At 65.1% G+C, this 17,419-nt stretch carries 18 protein-coding genes and 1 pseudogene; 5 read left to right on the top strand and 14 right to left on the bottom strand.

What is annotated here, in order from left to right:
• Positions 1–59 precede the first annotated feature (59 nt).
• The 12 genes and pseudogenes from BUS42_RS38805 to BUS42_RS38755 all read right to left on the bottom strand — a co-directional run bounded on the left by BUS42_RS38805 (position 60) and on the right by BUS42_RS38755 (position 10,897).
• The gene (locus tag BUS42_RS38805; protein WP_074316792.1) at positions 60–749 is read right to left on the bottom strand and encodes an ankyrin repeat domain-containing protein; all 690 of its coding nucleotides are present in this window, start codon (positions 747–749) and stop codon (positions 60–62) included.
• Positions 746–892 (bottom strand): annotated as a pseudogene (locus tag BUS42_RS46870) (hypothetical protein); the annotation flags it as partial. The pseudogene BUS42_RS46870 and the gene BUS42_RS38805, both read right to left, overlap by 4 nt.
• A gap of 141 nt (positions 893–1,033) precedes the next feature.
• A complete protein-coding gene (locus tag BUS42_RS38800) occupies positions 1,034–1,525 on the bottom strand; it encodes a 6-pyruvoyl trahydropterin synthase family protein (RefSeq protein WP_074316789.1) in 492 nt (163 codons plus the stop codon).
• Positions 1,526–1,566: 41 nt separating this feature from the next.
• Complete coding sequence (locus tag BUS42_RS38795; protein WP_074316787.1) at positions 1,567–2,457, bottom strand: triphosphoribosyl-dephospho-CoA synthase; 891 nt, start codon at positions 2,455–2,457, stop codon at positions 1,567–1,569.
• Positions 2,454–3,362, bottom strand: a complete 909-nt coding sequence (locus BUS42_RS38790) for an ATP-grasp domain-containing protein (RefSeq protein WP_074316784.1) — start codon at positions 3,360–3,362, stop codon at positions 2,454–2,456. The genes BUS42_RS38795 and BUS42_RS38790 overlap by 4 nt, the downstream gene beginning before the upstream one ends.
• 192 nt (positions 3,363–3,554) lie before the next feature.
• Entirely contained in the window at positions 3,555–4,499 is a 945-nt protein-coding gene (gene mch, locus BUS42_RS38785; RefSeq protein WP_074316782.1) for a methenyltetrahydromethanopterin cyclohydrolase, read from the bottom strand.
• Positions 4,500–4,528: 29 nt separating this feature from the next.
• Positions 4,529–5,353, bottom strand: coding sequence for a formylmethanofuran dehydrogenase subunit C (locus tag BUS42_RS38780; protein ID WP_074316779.1), 825 nt, complete (start codon positions 5,351–5,353; stop codon positions 4,529–4,531).
• 76 nt (positions 5,354–5,429) lie between these two features.
• Entirely contained in the window at positions 5,430–5,768 is a 339-nt protein-coding gene (locus tag BUS42_RS38775) for an SdpI family protein (protein WP_074316777.1), read from the bottom strand.
• 104 nt (positions 5,769–5,872) lie between these two features.
• Complete coding sequence (locus BUS42_RS38770; RefSeq protein ID WP_074316774.1) at positions 5,873–6,829, bottom strand: SPFH domain-containing protein; 957 nt, start codon at positions 6,827–6,829, stop codon at positions 5,873–5,875.
• Positions 6,830–6,924: 95 nt separating this feature from the next.
• A complete protein-coding gene (gene fhcD / locus BUS42_RS38765) occupies positions 6,925–7,824 on the bottom strand; it encodes a formylmethanofuran--tetrahydromethanopterin N-formyltransferase (RefSeq protein ID WP_074316771.1) in 900 nt (299 codons plus the stop codon).
• Positions 7,821–9,470, bottom strand: a complete 1,650-nt coding sequence (locus tag BUS42_RS38760) for a formylmethanofuran dehydrogenase subunit A (RefSeq protein ID WP_074316768.1) — start codon at positions 9,468–9,470, stop codon at positions 7,821–7,823. Before BUS42_RS38760 ends, fhcD begins: the two co-directional genes overlap by 4 nt.
• A gap of 92 nt (positions 9,471–9,562) precedes the next feature.
• A complete protein-coding gene (locus tag BUS42_RS38755) occupies positions 9,563–10,897 on the bottom strand; it encodes a formylmethanofuran dehydrogenase subunit B (RefSeq protein ID WP_074316766.1) in 1,335 nt (444 codons plus the stop codon).
• Between the two features lie 422 nt (positions 10,898–11,319).
• Between BUS42_RS38755 and BUS42_RS38745 the strand changes: the two genes are divergently transcribed.
• From BUS42_RS38745 to BUS42_RS38730, 4 genes are read left to right on the top strand one after another with little or no spacing between them, the layout of a single operon-like run.
• Positions 11,320–12,093 (top strand): SDR family NAD(P)-dependent oxidoreductase, encoded by a 774-nt coding sequence (locus BUS42_RS38745; protein WP_074316762.1) that lies wholly within the window; start codon positions 11,320–11,322, stop codon positions 12,091–12,093.
• A gap of 40 nt (positions 12,094–12,133) precedes the next feature.
• Positions 12,134–13,543: a DUF6513 domain-containing protein gene (locus BUS42_RS38740; RefSeq protein ID WP_074316759.1), complete on the top strand. Its 1,410-nt coding sequence runs from the start codon at positions 12,134–12,136 to the stop codon at positions 13,541–13,543.
• The gene (locus BUS42_RS38735; RefSeq protein ID WP_074316757.1) at positions 13,540–14,133 is read left to right on the top strand and encodes a DUF447 domain-containing protein; all 594 of its coding nucleotides are present in this window, start codon (positions 13,540–13,542) and stop codon (positions 14,131–14,133) included. Before BUS42_RS38740 ends, BUS42_RS38735 begins: the two co-directional genes overlap by 4 nt.
• Complete coding sequence (locus BUS42_RS38730; protein ID WP_074316755.1) at positions 14,130–15,086, top strand: beta-ribofuranosylaminobenzene 5'-phosphate synthase family protein; 957 nt, start codon at positions 14,130–14,132, stop codon at positions 15,084–15,086. Before BUS42_RS38735 ends, BUS42_RS38730 begins: the two co-directional genes overlap by 4 nt.
• 75 nt (positions 15,087–15,161) lie before the next feature.
• On the opposite strand, the gene BUS42_RS38725 is transcribed toward BUS42_RS38730, so the two are convergent.
• Complete coding sequence (locus BUS42_RS38725) at positions 15,162–16,187, bottom strand: hypothetical protein (RefSeq protein ID WP_074316754.1); 1,026 nt, start codon at positions 16,185–16,187, stop codon at positions 15,162–15,164.
• Positions 16,188–16,816: 629 nt separating this feature from the next.
• Here BUS42_RS38725 and BUS42_RS38720 point away from each other — a divergent pair.
• Positions 16,817–17,005 (top strand): Flp family type IVb pilin, encoded by a 189-nt coding sequence (locus tag BUS42_RS38720; protein ID WP_074316752.1) that lies wholly within the window; start codon positions 16,817–16,819, stop codon positions 17,003–17,005.
• Between the two features lie 266 nt (positions 17,006–17,271).
• Here BUS42_RS38720 and BUS42_RS44005 read toward each other — a convergent pair whose 3' ends face one another.
• Positions 17,272–17,409: a hypothetical protein gene (locus BUS42_RS44005; RefSeq protein WP_159452348.1), complete on the bottom strand. Its 138-nt coding sequence runs from the start codon at positions 17,407–17,409 to the stop codon at positions 17,272–17,274.
• Positions 17,410–17,419: the final 10 nt, after the last annotated feature.

The raw sequence follows: 17,419 nt of genomic DNA, 5'->3' as shown, positions 1-17,419 counted from the left end.
GGTCTGATCGCCGGACCTCTGTTCACTCGGAACTCTGCGCAAGGCGACTGTAAACCACTTTAGTCTGATTTTTTGCTCTGGTAATGGCGGATTAGCTTGGCAATCTCGAAGTATTCGTTCTCCTCAGAGAGTTGGACGGCATCCTCGCCGGTGAAGAGGAGCCGGCGGTTCGCGTCGGCTCCATGCTCCAAGAGGAGCTGGACCACCGGGAGGTTGCCTGTCACAGCGGCGGCGATTAGAGCGGTCATGTTGTCGTCGATGATTGAGCCAGCGTCGATCTCGGCCCCGTGGCGGAGTAGAACGGCAACGGTTTCAACTTCACCGATCTGCGAGGCATAGAGCAGCGGAGTGAAGTGGTTGCGACCGCGGCGTTCGATCTCGGCCCCCTGGTCGAGGAGCCAGTCGATCACGTCGGGCCTCCCCGGTAAGTAAATCAGGGCGTCGTGGATCACCCCGTCGCCCACCTCCGACTCAGGATCCACGGGATACCCGGCGGCAATGCAAAAGGCGGCTAGCTCCCAGTCAGCCCTGTCGAGGCCGTACCAGAACAGATCCTCTAGAAGCCAGGCACGTTCGGGGTCGACGAGACCGTCAAGAACTTCGCGTGCCAGCCCGAAGTGGCCGGTTCGCGCGCGGTCCTCAAGCAGCTCCCGCGCGGGCCGGATCAGCTCACGGTCCCGGGCGGGCTGGGCCAGACGCCAAACCGGGCGGTCGTCATCATCACTCATGCCATTGGGAGATTGGGTCATATGTGTCCACCTGGGCCGTAACCCGGACATTCCCCGTAATCGAGCAGATATTTGGCATAATCAGCCTGATCTTGGGCGCTGTCGATCTCGTGCTTATGGGTTGGGTCTCCACCCCGGAAGCACGCGTTCTCTCGATTACTCCGAGCATTGGCACATCATTCCCACTTGTTTTGCAGGGCTTCGATTTGGATTCGTGGGGTTGGAATCCCAACGGGCAGGCCGGCCGTGCTCCTGAAAGCAGGCCGGGCCGCCCGGTGCCATAGGGCGCCCGGGCTGGACAGTCGTTATCGCTGCCACTCGACCTCGGCTGACTGGCCGAAGCTTTCTTCCACCTCGACTCGCATGATCCGAGGCAAGTCCAGTCCTCGGGCGGTCAAGGCGTCGCGGAGGCGGCCGGCGATATAGTTGGCCAGGAGTTCGGCGGTCGTGTTTGCGATCGGCAGGAGAGCGCATTCGTTGCGGGGGAAGCTCCAGTACCGATCCTGGTAGCGGACCCGCCAGTTTGGTCCCTCGTCCTCGAGGAGGATCTGGGTGCTCTCGGTGGGCAGGAGCATCCGGTGGTCGAGCTCGTCGGTGATCGCGCGGGTCAGGTCCTTGAGCGCGATGAAGTCGAAGACGTAGTGGTTCTGATCGAGGTCGTCTTCCACTTCGACGGCCACACGGTAGTTGTGGCCATGGATCCGCTCGCACTGGTCGCCGAGGTAGGTGATGAAGTGCCCCGAGCAGAAGACCAGGTAATCCTTGCTGACGCGGACCTTGTAGCGGGAATCGGACACGACCGTGGCACTCCCTTTTTTGGGGCGTTGAACTGACTCACTTACTCATCCGACCAGGCCGCGGCCCCGACGGGTCTCGGTAATGGGATTGTCCCATCTCGGAGCGCGGCGAACAAGGCGGCCGCAATCAGGTCGGCGGTCGCTCCTGGGTTTCGCGAGTGCCCTTCCTCGCGGAGCCAGCCATCGAACGCCTCACAGAGCGACTGGCCGCCCTTGGAGTCGGGCCAACCGGCCTTGAGGACGACCGTGGCGCGGCGGGCGGCGTCGAGGGCTTCGTGACGCCCTCGTTTGCGGGCAATGAGGCTGTCCGGGCGGTGCGAGAGCACGGTCAAGTAGGCGGCCACGATCGCCGTCTCGAGTGGACGCCCCGCGGTCAGGGACGCACGCAAGGCGGGTAATGCAAGATCAAACATGTCAGCGAATGCATTGGCGTACTGGGCGGCGACGAGGTCGCGGTCGGCCGCCAGTCGCATGGCCTCGACCAAGGTTACGCTCGGCTCGTCGGCCACGTCCTGGTCCGGTGCCGATCCGAGCCCGCCGGGCCGGGCGCGGCGGATGGCTTGATAGACGAGTCGGGTGTCGGCGACGGTGGTCGAGTTGAGGACGTCAGGTAAGCCATCGCGCAGCCCTCGTTCTTCCGGGACGGCGGCCAGGGGGGCGAACAGGAGGATCATCCCGAGGTTGGTGTTGGTCGCCACGACCCGGCAAGTCGCTTCCACGGCCTCGAGCACGGCTCCGCCGACGCCGATCTGCCGTGCGCGATCGAAGGGCGCGGCGATCACCGAGGCACTGAGGAGGAAATCCACGAAGTTGGCGTCGGCGAACCCGCGTCCCGGGTACACGTTCCCCGGCTTCCGCGCGGAGACTTCGAGCAGGCAGGCGATCTGCGCGAGCTGTCCCGGGCTGAGGGGCGAAACGTTGGTGGAGGTCATCGGCGGGCCGCTTTCAAATGAAGGAGGATTTCTGAGGCCACGTCGACGCCCGTGGTCCCGGCCAGGGCGCGCCAGCCGGGGACGGCGTTGACCTCGAGGACGAGCAGGCGGCCACGATCGAGGTCGGGCAGCAAGTCGATCCCGGCCATCTCGGTGCCGACCGCCTTGGCCGCGCTGAGGGCGAGCCGTTCGGCTTCCGGTTCGAGTGAGCAGAGCTCGGGGCGACCACCGAGCGAGACGTTCGTCCGCCAGTCGGCGCCGGGGGCGTGGCGGCGGATCGCCCCCACGATTTGGCCACCGAGAACGAACGCACGGAGGTCGTAGCCGGGGTGGCGGATCGCGGCTTGAACGTAGATGACGGCTCCGAGCCGTTCCAGCGTGTGGAAGGTCCGCCGGGCCAGCTCGAGGTCGGAGACCCGGACTAGCCCTCGTCCTTCCGAGCCGAAGAGCGGCTTGATGACCACGTCTCCTCCCAGCCATTCGAAGGCCGCGAGCGCTTCCGCGGCTGATTCGCCGGTCCAGGTCGGTGGGACGGGAAGGCCGGCGGCGTCGAGCCGGGCCAGCGCGAGGTACTTGTCGACCGCCACCTCGACCGCCCGAGGCGGGTTGAGGACGGGAACGCCAAGCGCTTCGAGCCGGTGGAGGGCATCCATCCGGAAGACCACCTGCTCGAGGCTCCCGGGGGGCATCATCCGCACGAGCACGCCGTCAACCTGGCCGAGGTCGATCCCTCCCGCCTCGACGCGCGACCGGCCCGTGCCCGTGCCCACCTGGCCGACGACTCGGGGGAACGAAATCGCGTTCAGCCTGAAGTTCAACGCCTCGGCCGCGCGGTGGAGATCCTGGACGTGCCAGCCGAAGCCCGAGACCAAGGCGACCAGGTTCGGCACGGCGGTTCTAAGCACGTGGACCTGGTCTTTCTTTGTATTGAATGATGTGCAAGCCCTGGGTGCCACGGGTTGTACTCAACCCGTGAGCCAAAAACCCGGGCCGTCGTTCACGGGTTGAGTACAACCCGTGGCACCCAACGGCGATTGCATCACCGCGGCCACGTATCAGAAATTCATAGAAAACCGAGACCAACGGCTTAGGAGTACTCACGAGTAGAACGAACGCACCATGACGTCGGTCGCGACCTGGCCGAAGACGTGAACCCGACCGGTCTCGAGGTTCTGGAAGACGACCTCGGCCGGGCTGAACAGGTGGGGATCGACGGCGTAGAAGTCGTTGTTGTACTTGGCGAAGATCACCGCGAACGGCTCACCGTGGTCGTGCGAGGCGGATGAGGGAACCTTGGCGCCGATCGCTTCGAGGCTGGCGTCATCGCCGCGGACGTACAGGACCACGCGGGCCCCGTAGAGGATCGCATCGTTGGTCCGGCCGATCGCGGCCAGGTCGTTGACCGCGACCGGAGGCAATGGGGCCGACCCGCAGGCCGACTCGATCCGGGACAAATCGAAACCAAGCTCGGCAAGCTTGTGCAGGGCGGTCTCGACCGATCGCGCCACGATCTGCACCCCGCCCGCGATGCTCGCCGTGGGCGCGACGAGCAGCGTCAGCGCGGTTGGGGCGACTCGGCAGGCCGCGGCGATCTTGGCGACCACCGCGGGCGTCGGTTTCTTGCGGCTCTCAAGGACACCGACCACCGACTCGGCCGACTCGCCGCCTTTGATCTTTGCGAAGATCGGCTCGTCCCCCTTCGCCGCGCGCATCGGGCCCGAGCCCATCGCGAAGAATTTCCCCTCGCTGATCGCCCAACCGGCGTACTGGCTCGCCAGGCAGGCGCGGACCGGATGGTCGCTGACCACCTGCACCAGGGGGCAAGCCCTCCCCGCCACGTCCCCCGGCACGATCGACACCTCGGCGAGGTTGGCCATGCAGACCCGGGTCAGGTCGAGGCCGGCCAGCAAGCCACCCGGGGCGTCGATCCCGCAGTCGATGAACCGGCCCCCCCCTTCGATCGGGTGGACGGCGACCCTCCGCTCCTCGGCGCGAGCGAGAAGTTCCTCAACCACCTTGAGCGATCGTTCATTGAGATTCATCGTCGGACTCCCGGCCAAGCCCAAGCCACTTACGGCCCGACCCAGATTTCTCCCTGGCCCCGCTGGGCCAAATCCCCATTGTACCGTTCGAGCGGCCCTGAGAAAGCGGAGTCCGGCACCGGGAACCCCCACTGCCGCAACTGGCGGAGATAGATCGTCAGGAACGGCGGCCGCGACCGCCCGCTCGGGACGAACGTTGGCAAGAGCCGCCGCTCACTCGCGCCCTCGCCCGCGAACAAGGCCAAGGTCCCGCGCTTCATCCCCGCCCCCGGATAGCTCCCGACCGAGCCGAACGCGAAGATCGAACCGGCGATCAGCCCTCGGCCCAGCCCGTCCCCCGCCGCGCCCGAGACGGCGATCAGCCCGCGACGCATCGCCAACCCTGCGTCCTCGCCGATCGTCCCCTCGACCAGGATGACCCCCTCACGCATTCCCAGCCGGCTTCCAGGATAGGCTGAGCCGAGTGACCGGCCCGCCCCTCCTCGGATCCGCAAGACACCGCCGCGCATCTCGGCGCCGGCCCAGTCACCGACCGTTCCCTCAACCTCGATCCGTCCGCCCGTCATCTCGGCTCCGAGCTCGGCCCCCACGTCCCCCCGGATGGTCAGGGTCCCCGTGCTCATCCCTTGCCCGAGCCGGTCCACTTGGCGAAGGTCCCCCTCAAGGGTGAGATGCCTGTCCTCGGCACTTCCTTCGATCGTGAACAACTCCCCGAGCTCGACTTGAGAGTTGCCGAGACTCACTTTGCTCCGACCGATTTCCACGGCCGACAATACTGCCAGCCTCTCGGGCGCGAGTCCTTCGGCCTCGACGGTGAGACGCGTCGTTCCTCGCCAACGCAGGTTCAAAGCCATTCGACGTTTCTCCCACCGCGATGCGATTTTGTCCGGTGGGGACGGCCCACCCTGCGGAATACGCAAATATGGTTTTTTATTGGTGTGGTAAATTGTTGAGATGCCGAAAGCTTAATGCTACACCCACGGTCAGACCAATTAACGTGATGATCAGACAAGAAACGGCATAAGCCACGGGATCGATGCCGGGGAGGAAGAAGAGGGCGAGCGCTGCGAGGCTCGTACCGATGCCGAACCAGAACAGGCAACGGCCTGCGTATTCGTTGGCGTCGTACCAGACTTCGGGATTTTCCAGGGTCCGGCGGACGCGAAAGCCGTACAACGCATTGGGCGCGATTCGGCGGTGAATCAGGGGACGCGCAATGGCCGTCACGAGCAGGCCGGCCGCCACGTTCGTGATCAGAATGAACGTCATGAAGCTTGTGCCTGGCATAGGATCCCTTGCTTTCACCTTTTGTCAAAGAGGACCACCCCTCGGACGGAGCGCGAGGGGCGGTTCTCCTTGGCCGAGTGCCCCGCTCAGTGCGCCGGCTTCGCCCCATGGGGGCGGTCGCCGTGGGATTGCGGTTCACGGCCGACGACATCGGCCGTAATCATGGCGGTGCGCATCTGCGAGGTCAGATCGGTGAGTGTCCCGGGGGAGTGCGGGATCAGGATCGTGTTGGAAACCGAGGACGCACCGATTTCCTTGAGCGTGTCGAAGTACTGGGTCATGAGGACGAGGTTCATCACATCCTGGGCGGTGGTCCCCGTGACGCTCTTCTGGAACTCGTCGACCGACTCGCGAAGGCCGTCCACGATCGCCCGCCGCTGGTCGGCGATGCCCTTGCCCTGGAGCGCCTTGCTCTGGGCTTCGGCCTCAGCCGCCTTCACCTTGAGGATCCGGTCGGCTTCGCCCTTCTCGGTCGCCGCGATCCGCATCCGCTGGGCGGCGTTGATCGCGTTCATCGCCTCTTTGACCGTGTGGTCGGGTTCGATGTCGGTCACGAGCGCTTTGACGATCCCGTAGCCGAAGTCGTACATGACGTGCGACAGCTCGTTCTTGACCGCGTCGGCGATCTCGTCTTTCTTCTCGAACAGGTCGTCGAGCTTGATCCGGGGGACGCGGGCCCGGGTGACGTCGAAGACGAACGCGGTGATTTGCTGGTTGGCGTTGGCCAGCCGGTAGTAGGCGTCGTACACCTTCTCGGGGAGGACGTGGTACTGAACGGCGACGATCACGTGGACGAAGACGTTATCTTCGGTTTTGGTCTCGACCTTCACGTCGAGCTGTTGAACGCGGAGGTTGAGCTTCCCGGCGATCGTCTCGATCAAGGGAATTCGGAAGTTCAGGCCCGGCTGCGCCACGCGGGCAAACTTGCCGAACCGCTGGACGATGACCGCCGTCTGCTGGTTCACGGTGAACAGAGGGCCGAACATCAGGAAGATGACCCCCAGTACGACCATCACCACGAGCATACCCACTAGACCTTCCATCAGAGACCTCTTTTATGGGGGGAAACGAATCAACCCGATGCTGGAGTTATTCGCCTTCATCCTACCGATATTGCCGCGTCTTGAAGACGTGCCTCTCAATAACGGGTCAGAACGTCGGGCAAACGGATATGAAACGGTCCGAGTTTGCCCCCGTAGTTGCCGGCGGTGATCGCGACGATGCGCGGGAGTGCCCCGGCGCGAATTCCGAGGGCCGTGGCCCGCTCGACCGACTCGAGGGTCAGTCCGTCGATGACGATCTCGTAGACGCACTGAACCTCGGGAGGAAGCACCGAATCGACCAACCCGCGAAGGCCCGGCGAGAACGCCGTGTTCGTGCTTGCTCGGAGCTTTTTATACTTGCTCCCCACCTTCGACCCCGAACGGGCGATCCCCCCTGGAAACGGGAGAATCACGTCGGGACAGGCCCGCATCATGAGCACGGCCGCCTCGGTCGCGGCCAAGGTCTCCGCCGGGTCGATCCCGAGTAGGATGATGTTGCCGCCGGCCACCCCTTTGGTCGTGCCGAAGATTTCCTCGCAGGTGAAGTCGCCATCCATCACCGGGATTCGCCAGTAGCGCTTGCCGTCGAGCCGCTTGGAGATCTGCCAGCCATCGCCGAAAAAGCGGAGCTTGCCCCCGACGTTGATCGTCTTCTCGCCGAGCGGCAAGCCGTTGTAGCAGGCGGTCGTCGGGCAGGTCATCACGCACTGGCCGACCCGATTCGTCAGCGCCTTTTCAAGCGCATCGCGGCTGAACGCGAACACGAGCACGCTGACCCCGGGCCGGCCGTCCGGGGTCTCGTCTGGGGTCAGCACTCGCTCGATCGCGGCCTCGGCATCGCAAGCGATCACGCTCGTCGCATAACCGCTCATCGTCCGCCCGGCGATCTCGGCCCAGGCCGGCGTGTCGGCGGTGATGATCGCCCGCGCGGCTGTCATCGGGAAGGCTTCGGCGAACGTGTCGGCAATGGCCACGCCGTTGATCGCGGTCGTCATGACGTGGCCCCTTGAATGTCGCCGTCGAGGTCGTCGTCGCTCACCGGGAAGTTTGCAAACTGAAGCGAATAATCACGTGAGAACCACTCCTCGATCTTGGGGATCGCTTCCGGGTCGAAACCGGGCTGGCTGTACCGGACCTGGCCGCTGGGGGCCACTCGCAAGTCGCCATCGTCGAGGACCACTTCGCCCTGCTTGATCAGGTAGCGGGGGAGCGAGAACATCCGTTCCTTGTCGTCGTCGGGAGCGTAGATCGCCACGTCACCATCCGCCCCTGGGCCGAGGTGCCCCTTCTGCTTGAGCCCGAGCATTCGGGCGGGGGCCGCGCGCGTGATGATCGCGATCTCGGACAGGGTGTATTCGCGGGAGAGGTCGCCCAGGCCCGACCGAGCGCGGACCCGGTCGGGAAGGCCGGCGAGCATGTCGGCGCGGTGCCCTCGGTCCATCAGCAGGGCGATGATCTGCGGGTAAGCCAGGAACGAGCCGCCGTTGGGGTGGTCGGTGCTCATCGCCACCCGCCAGGGGTCGTCCACGCGGAGATACCACTCGAGGCCGATCGCCCACTGGAGCGCGTGGACGAAGTTCTTGTTTTCATAAGTGATCGGCACGACCCCGCACCCGGTTTCCATCTCCACGTCGTGACTGAGCCACTTCCGCCCCGTGACCGAGTGGAGGAACTGGCCGACCGCCCCGTCGGCCGTCATGCTGGTCGTATCGCCGAACAGGACCTGGCCGACGTCGACCGAGATCCCGGGATGGGTGTTGATATACTCGGCCAGCGCCGGGACCTGAGAGTCGAACGCTCGCGTGTCGTCGGGTGAGCCACCATAGCTATGAAACTGAATATGAGCCATGTGGGCCCGGTGGCCGTCGAGCGCCTTCATCGTCTCGAGCGTGGTTGCCCAGTTGCCGGGAAGGCCGAGGTTCGGGGTGTGCAAGTGCATCGGATGCGGGATCTGGAGCTCATCGACCACGCGGGCGAGCTCGACCATGATCTGTCGGGGCGTGACCTCGAAGTGGGGGATGACCTGGTCGAGAGTCGTGACATTCCCATGCCCTTCCTTCCAGTTCTCGACCCCTCCCGGGTTGACAACCTTGACCCCGTAGCCTCGGGTGGCGTTCAAGAGCCAGGCGACGTAGTCGCGGAGTCGCGCCTGTTCGCCGGCATGAATCCGGTCCATCACCGCGTGGTTGTTCCCCATCAGGACGAGGATCGCCTTGTCGATGATCGGGGTGTCCCGGAGCTCGTGGTGTGCGTGTCGCGCCCCTAAGGGAGGGATCGCGGCGTCGACGGCCGTCGTGTAGCCGAGTCCTGCATAGCGGTATCCGGTGGTGAACGTACTGGGCACGCTCCCGAGCGTTCCCGACCGCAGTCCTGGGTGGCGGGGAACCTCTTTGCCTCGCTTGTCCTCGGGCCGCAGCATCCGCGCGGCGTTGACCTTGGAGCCGGCGATATGGCAATGGACGTCCACGCCGCCCGGCATGACGACGAAGCCTCGGGCGTCGATCGTGCGGTTGGCCTTGGCGTCGGGGTCGGCGGGGGGCTCGACCACTCGCCCGTCGGCGATCCAGAGGTCGCGGACCTCGTCGTCGACTCCGTTGGCCGGATCGACCACTCGTCCACCTGCGATCCGAAGCGTTGTCATGCGCGGAAGACCCTGGCCATGGAAGATCCGTTCCTGTGTTGCCCCTCATCGATAAAAAGAGGGAGGCGAGAACCGATCGAGGTCAAGAGACATCAGAAAGGGAGCCGAGTCTCGAGGGCTTGGAGCCACTCCCGGTCTGTCGGAGTGCTCGGGTGCAACGGAGGCCGAAGCGGCAAGACGACGCCATCCGACCGCATCACTGTGCCCCCGGCATCGATCCCAGGGGTGGCCGCGTCGAACGCGACCGTGGCCGTGCTCCCCGGAGCGGTGGCCTTGGGGCCGACAACGATACGCGGGATGCGCTCTAAGTGGGCGTGGGCGGCGTCGGAGAGTCCTGGCAATTCCCCATCGCCGACAATCAGCGCGGCGTCCGCTCGGCCCCCCGCCAGTAATGCCTCGGCGGAGGTGACGCCGGGCATCGTGCGAGGCGAACCTCGGCTCAGGCTGACGCTGGAAGGATATCCGGTCTGCCAGGTCAGTGCTGCCTCGGCGCCGGCCGGGTTGCCCGGGGCGCCGAGACCGAGGATCACGAAGCGGGTGAAGCGGTTCAGGTCGCGAACCAAGGTCAAGGCCGCCTCGATTCGAGCGGCACCGCCAGGCCCGCTGCCGAGTCGAGAGTCAGAGAACCAGGCGCCGTATTTCGCCGCCTTAAGAGAGTCGACAAGGTTCTTGAGCGTTTGTAGGTCGAGGCCGGTCGCCTGCTCGACGCGCCCTGGATCGAGCGGGACGCCCTGAATCAGGGCCCGCAACGTCCAGAGGGTTCCAAATTGGGCTTCGGGAGCGACGCGGATGAACTGGTCCGCCCGTTCGGCGGTCACCGTGCGCGTGCTGTCGACCACGAGGATCGTTCGGCCCGCGCGGCCGTCCGGCACGAATCGGCCACGCGGTTCGACCGAGTACCGCTCCCAGTGCCTTGGGTGCGTGACGACCGGATCGACGCCCCAGAAAAGGACGACATCGGCCCGGTTCTTGACCTCGCCGAGCGTCGCCGAGACCCGGCCGACCCGTTGGGTGGCGAACAGTCGGGCGCGATCGCCGTCGGATGTGTCCGGGTCGATCACGGCCCCGATCCGGTCGGCGATGGCCAGGGCCGCGGCGACGGTCTCGGTGGTCGTTCGCGTCAGGCCGAGGACGATCGGAGCTTGGGCCCGCGAGAGGATCTCGGCCGCGCGGTCGAGGGCCACGGCCGGTTCCACCGCTTGCCTGTCCACGGTCGCCGTGGGGAGTTCGTCGTGCGCGTGATCGGCAAAATACCAACGTCGGCCGAGCTCGCAGGCGTTGACCGCCTCAATGATTCGACCTCCCTCGGCCTTGACGATCAGGTCGTCGCAGAGGCACCCGCAGGCCGTGCAGGTGGCATCCGTGACGATGACGGTGCGGTCAGAGGCGGGTGAGGTGGCCAGGCTAGGTTCTTGCGGCATGAACATGACCCGCTCTTTTCTACCTCTGGGAAGGTGGGCACGGTCCACCTTTTTTTTCGGTTTGCTCGCTGCAAGTTGAGATCAGGAGCCGATGCGGTCTGCCTGCATCTTGTCGATCTGCCGTCAGCTCTTTGTCTCTACGCCTGATGCCCTCGCTTTTCAAGCAGACAGAGAGCTGACGCTTTTTTCCGCTCGCCTTGATGGGGCGGGCGAACGGATCGAGGCGATGCAGGGGGCGCTCCGAGACGATAACAAAACTTGCGGTTCTCGCGAGGATATTTCCAAGAGGACTTCGAGGGGAGGGCAAACCGACTTGACCCGTTCGTGGCTCGTCTTGAGACCCGATCGGGAAACGGCTACAACAAAAGGAGTGGAGAATTTGCGGCAGACCGGAATCGGCTCGACCCCTTTTTTGATTTGAATTCCAAATGACACCACCTGCCGAGACTCATGAGCTGGAAGGACTTCGGGCCGTCGTGCTCGGTTCGACCTCGGGGATCGGCCGGGCGGTCGCTCTCGCTCTGGCTGATGGGGGAGCCGACGTCGTGATCCACGGGCGCACCTCGCGGGCGGCCGCCGAGCAGGTCGCCGAGAACGTGCGCGGCAAAGGGCGTCGGGCGCACGTCTTGATGGCCGACCTTGCGGACCGAGACGCTGGGGACCGCCTTGTCGCCGAGGCCTGGGAGCTCTGGGGCGGGCTTGACGCCTGGCTTCAGATCGCGGGGGCCGATACCTTGACCGGTCCGGCCGCGAAGCTGAGCTTTGAGGCCAAGCTCGACCAGCTCTGGGCCGTCGACGTCGTGGCGACGATGCGCCTGACGCGCGACGTTGGCCGGAGAATGAAGGAGCAAGGACACGGGTCGATCGTCACCATGGGTTGGGACCAGGCCGAGACGGGCATGGAGGGAGATTCGGGAGAGCTCTATGCCGCCACCAAGGGGGCGGTCATGGCGTTCACCCGGAGCCTGGCGCTCAGTCTGGCCCCCGTCGTGCGGGTCAACGCGGTGGCCCCCGGCTGGATCAGGACGGCGTGGGGCGATTCGGCTCCCCGCGTCTGGCAAGAACGCGTGATTCGCGAGACCCCGCTGGCGCGGTGGGGCACGCCGGAGGATGTGGCCCACCTGGCTCGGTTCCTCGTCTCGCCCGGTTCGGCCTTCCTGACCGGCCAGATCCTTCGGATCAACGGCGGCGCAATTCGATAGCGCGTCGCGGCGAAATGACTTATCGAATCGGGAGGATTGTGTGGCTCACGAAGTCGGGTCGGATCGGCCTCGCCTGCTCTTCGTGACCGGCCGCCTGGCCGAGTTCGCGGTGCGCCAGGTCCTTGAAGACCTCGCGCCTCGGGCCGGATTCGTGGCCGAGGTGGCCGTCTTGCCCATCTCGGTGGCCGCCTTGATGACGCCTAAATGGGTCGCGCGGAACCTTGTCGTGCCACCCGGAATCGCGCGGGTGATTTTGCCCGGGCTCTGCCAGGGCGATCTCACGGCCGTGATCGAGAAGGCCGGGACCGCCACCGTCGAACGAGGACCACAAGATATCCGCGACTTGCCCCGCCACTTCGGTCAGACCGACACCCGGCTCGAGGGCTACGGCGGCTTTGACATCGAGATCCTTGCCGAGATCAACCACGCCCCGCAACTGACCCGGGACGCGCTGCTCGCCATGGCACGCCGGTTCGCGGACGAGGGGGCCGATCGGATCGACCTCGGTTGCGATCCGGGCGGCCCCTGGGCGGGCGTCGGCGCGGCCGTCGCGGCCTTGCGGGCCGAGGGGCACCGGGTCTCGGTCGATAGCTTCGACCCGGAGGAAGTGGCCGCGGCGGTGGCGGCCGGCGCGGACCTTGTCTTGAGCGTGAATGGGTCGAACCGCGCACTCGCCGCCGCCTGGGGCGTTGAGGTCGTCGCGATGCCGGACCGGCCCGGGACTCTCGAAGGGCTCGACGAGACCGTTGCCTTCCTGGAACGCCAGGGGGTTCCGTTTCGGATCGACCCCATACTCGAGCCGATTGGCTTTGGGTTTGCGGCGTCGCTCGGCCGCTACCTCGAAGTCCGCCGCCGCTATCCGAGTGCCGCGCTGATGATGGGGATCGGCAACCTGACCGAATTGACCGACGCCGATTCCGCGGCGGTCAATACCTTGCTGGCCGGCTTCTGTCAGGAGCTGGCGATCGGCAGCGTCCTGACGACGGCCGTGATCAACTGGGCCCGCTCCTCGGTCCGGGAGCTCGACCTGGCGAGGCGCCTGGTCTACCACGCGGTGACGCGGCGGATGTTGCCCAAGCATGTCGAGCCGCGGCTGGTCGCCTTGCGCGACCCGAAAGTCCCCCGCTTCGGCCCCGAGGCGCTGGCCGAGCTGGCCCGGCGGATCAAGGATCCGAACTGGCGGATCTTCGCCGAGGATGGGATGATTCATGTCATGAACAACGAAAAGTTTTTGAGCGATGTCGACCCGTTCCTCTTGTTCGACCGCATGGAGGTGGCGGATCCGTCGCACGCGTTCTACCTGGGTTACGAGCTGATGAAAGCCAAGACGGCAATCACGTTGAACAAGGCGTACAGGCAGGACCAATCGCTCGAATGGGGATACCTCACCGAGCCGGAGGTCAGCCACCGGAAGCGAAAAGCCGCGGCGTCGGGCGAGGCCTCGTCGTGATTCTCGAAGGGATTGTGACGACTCTGGATCAAGCCGGGACCCTGAACGTGGCGCCGATGGGTCCGCAAGTCGATGCCGCGATGCGCCGATTCATCCTCCGGCCGTTTCAGACCTCGACAACGTATCGGAACTTGAAGGCGTCTCATGAAGGGGTCTTGCACGTTACCGACGATGTCTTGCTGATCGCGAACGCGGCGATCGGCCGACCGGTCGATCCGCCGACTCGCCCGGCTGAGCGGGTTCGTGGCCGGATCCTCACCGACGCCTGCCGCTATTTCGAGTTCCGGGTCATCGCGCTCGACGATCGCGAACCGCGAACGACGATCACCGTGGAGGTTGTGGCTCAAGGTCGGCAACGCGACTTCTTCGGTTTGAACCGTGGCAAACACGCGGTCGTCGAGGCGGCCATCCTGGCGACCCGGACTTCGATCCTTCCCCTCGACGAGATCTTGGCCGACTATGGCAAGCTGGCGATCCTGGTCGAGAAGACCGGGGGCGCCGACGAGCGTGAGGCCTTTGAACTTTTACGTGACTATGTGAGCGACGTCGCCCGGCGGCGCATCCTCGACTCGGACGATCGCCAGCCATGACCCAACTTCTGATCCGGACCCCCAGTCGCCTCCACTTCGGCCTGCTCGGCTGGGGTCCGCATTGCCCGAGGCAGTTTGGCGGCGTCGGCCTGATGATCGACTCACCCGGGATCGAGCTGAGCGTCGAGCCGGCTGAGCACTGGCAAGCCGAGGGGCCACTGGCCGATCGTGCGCTTCGGGTCGCGGAGCGATTGGTGACGGCCGGCGTCGATCTTCCCCCCGCGCGGCTGGTGATCCAGCACGCGCCGGACGAGCACGTCGGCCTGGGAGTCGGAACCCAGCTCAGCCTGGGAGTGGCCCGCCTGCTCTTGCGGATGGCCGGTCACCATGAACCCTCCCCGGCCACCTTGGCGGTGCTCTGCGGGCGTGGGCTTCGCTCGGGCGTGGGGCTCCACGGCTTCGCGCGGGGCGGCCTGATCGTCGACGGCGGCCGCCGGACCGACGACGGCATCCCCCCCCTGCTCGCCCACCTCGACTTCCCGCGGGAATGGAAGGTCCTCGTCATCCTACCCGGACCGCATGGCGGCCTTCACGGCACGGCCGAAGTCCAAGCGTTCGCGCAGCTCCCTCCGATCCCCGAAGACGTGGCCGATCGCCTCTGCCGCCTCGTCCTCCTGGGCCTGATGCCGGCTGTCCTCGAACGGGACTTGCCGACCTTTGGCGCCGCCCTGGCCGAGCTCCAGGAACGGGTCGGCCGTTGCTTCGCCCCGGCGCAAGGGGGAGTCTTCGCCCGCCCTGAACTCGCCTCGATCATCCAAGGAATGGAAGCCGAGGGCCTTCACGGCGCGGGGCAAAGCTCCTGGGGGCCCACCCTTTACGCGTTCAGCAACGAGTCGGACGGCCGTCGTGCGCAGATCCTCGAGACGATCTGCGATCGATTCGATCTGCCCGAAAGCTCGGCGTTCTGGACGAACGTGAGCGAGCGGGGAGCGGTTGTCAGTTCCTCGCGCTAATGCGTCAGGCGAGGCCGTTTTGAACCGAGCCGCTGCGATGAGTGCGCGGCTCGGTTCAAGTTTCGGGGTCGGCGGCTATTTCAGTTTCGGAGCGATCGCCTTTGCGATGGCCGCCTCGTCGCCGAGTTCACCCAGGTTGGCGAACAGTTCCCAACGCTCGACGTGTTCGACCGTCTTCCCGGGTTCGAGTCCGATGATCGGCCCGAGCGTTTCGATTTCGAGCATGTCCTCGTTTGTAAATGTCTCGAAGTTCACGCCGGAGTCGGGGTAGGGTTCGCCTTCGACGTAGTCGAACCGTTTGACGAAGAGCGTGCCTCCGTTGAGGTAGCCGACGCCTCCGGTCTTGTGCGCCAGGCCGAGCTTGGTGGGGCCTCGTTTCGGATCCTGGCGGAGGGTGATGAACTGGCTGCCGAAGTGCCAGCGCGGATCTTGGAAGTCGAGGTAGGGCCAGATGACCATGATCTGATCGGCGGCATAGTCGGCCGCGGATTTCGCGTTCTTCGGGCTTCCCGGGTGAGGATGCTTGGCGGGCAACGGGATGATCTCGACGCCGCCGGGGGCCATGACCGAGATCGACCAGGGGGCCAGCTCGGTCCCCTTCGGGCCGATGTTCGTGAGCCGGTGGATCAAGGTCACGCGGCTCCCGGAGGACGGGACCTGGATCTCGATCTCTTTCTGAATCCCATAGACGGTGTCGGCCTTGGGACGAACCTTGACCACACCCGGCCCGGCTTCTTCGTAAGTCACCGGCCCGTTGTCGAGCGCGTAGGTTCGTGTGTTGTCCTCAGGGCCGCACCAGAGGCGGTGCCCGCCGCGGATCTTCCACTCGTCCTCGCCCGACTGGCCCATCTGGTCGGGGTATTCCTTGAGGACGTTTTTGCCGTCGGCCAGGCGATAGCTGAGGATTCGCGGGCCGATGTCGAGCGTGACGATCAGCTCGATATCGCCGTTGCTGAGCCGGAGGTTGTTCTTCCAGCCCTGGTACTCCACCTTCTCCACGGTCACGTTTCCTTTCTGTGCCAGGGCGACCTCGGGGCTGGCCGTCATGGCGGATAGGCCCCCGATGAGGGTCGCGAGCAGGAACGACGATTGCCGATGCATGACGACCCAGCCTCACATTGCGGGTGAAGGGCCCACAGTCGTCGACGGCAGGCCGCGAACTTTGGGTTGAACGTTGGGAACCGGAACCCGCGGGTCGGCGGGCGAGCGAACCCGCCCCGGAACCCGCGTCGCACCTCGAAGAGTGGTCGCGAGAACGGGGTCATGATAGCGATCCCGACCAGGGCACGATAGTCTCTGGATGAGGTTGAGGCGGCTTGGTAACCCAGGCCGATGACCCGCCCATCCGTGGGCCGTGGAGTCGACTTGATGTCGCCGGGCGCGTCAACATTGGGGCCGCCCCGCGATCCGATTGACGGATGAGCACGGCTTCGTTCGATCCTCCCTTTCCCGCGGTGGGTTTCCCGTCTGAGGTCAACCGTTTCTCCCGGACGTCCGATCGATCGAGACGCCGGTCCTCGGGATGGCGCAGTTTAATTAAGGTGGAACCTCAATGCCCGCCGCTGGTTACCGCCCGCCGTTCGGCTTGGGTTGATCCCTGGAGTTGGCCTCGAGAAACAGAATTTGTTCGAATTTTTGCCACATTCGATTTTCGCGACCTAGTCTTCATTCGTGGTGCCCATGTCCCGACGCCGAGCATGTGTCCGCCCCGCTTACAAAGGATTTTTCCGATGCACGCATTTGCTTCGAAAGTTTGCCGGTTCCTGACGAACGAAGATGGCCCGACCGCGGTTGAGTACGCGGTGATGCTCGCCCTGATTCTCGTGGCTTGCATCACGATCGTGACTACGCTGGGACAAAGCGCGAAAACGACCTTCACCACCGTCAACAGCTCGCTGGGCGCCAGCTCTGGCAGCTAATCAGGTTGTCGCATCGAGCGGCATGACCTTCGTCCGTCGCTCCTGGCATCGCTGATGACCGGCCCGATCCCGAGGATTGATCGCTTCCTGATACCAGGATGTTGCGTCCTGCCGTCTGCTCCGGTTTTTTGGTTGGCGATCGACATCCGATTCAAGGATTGCCGTGTCCCGACCCGGGAATGAACGCCGACGAAGTGCTGCTTCGTCGCGCCGGTAGGGCCTGCCAGCGGCCCATGGCCGGCACCAAATCACATCGATTCCGATGATTACCCCTTGGCCGATCGATCGGCCAAGGGGTTTTTGCTTGCGCTCGACTTCGATCGAATTCCTCCTCTTGGGGCGTTGTCGTTGTCGTTGTCGTTGTCGTTGTCGTTGTCGTTGTCACGTTCACGTTCAAGCCTCATCTCGCGCTCC

It is taken from the genome of Singulisphaera sp. GP187 (assembly GCF_900129635.1).
In the GTDB taxonomy this organism is placed as follows: Bacteria; Planctomycetota; Planctomycetia; order Isosphaerales; family Isosphaeraceae; genus Singulisphaera.
Note: the sequence above shows the minus strand (reverse complement) of the source record. Positions and strands in the feature narration are given on the sequence as shown.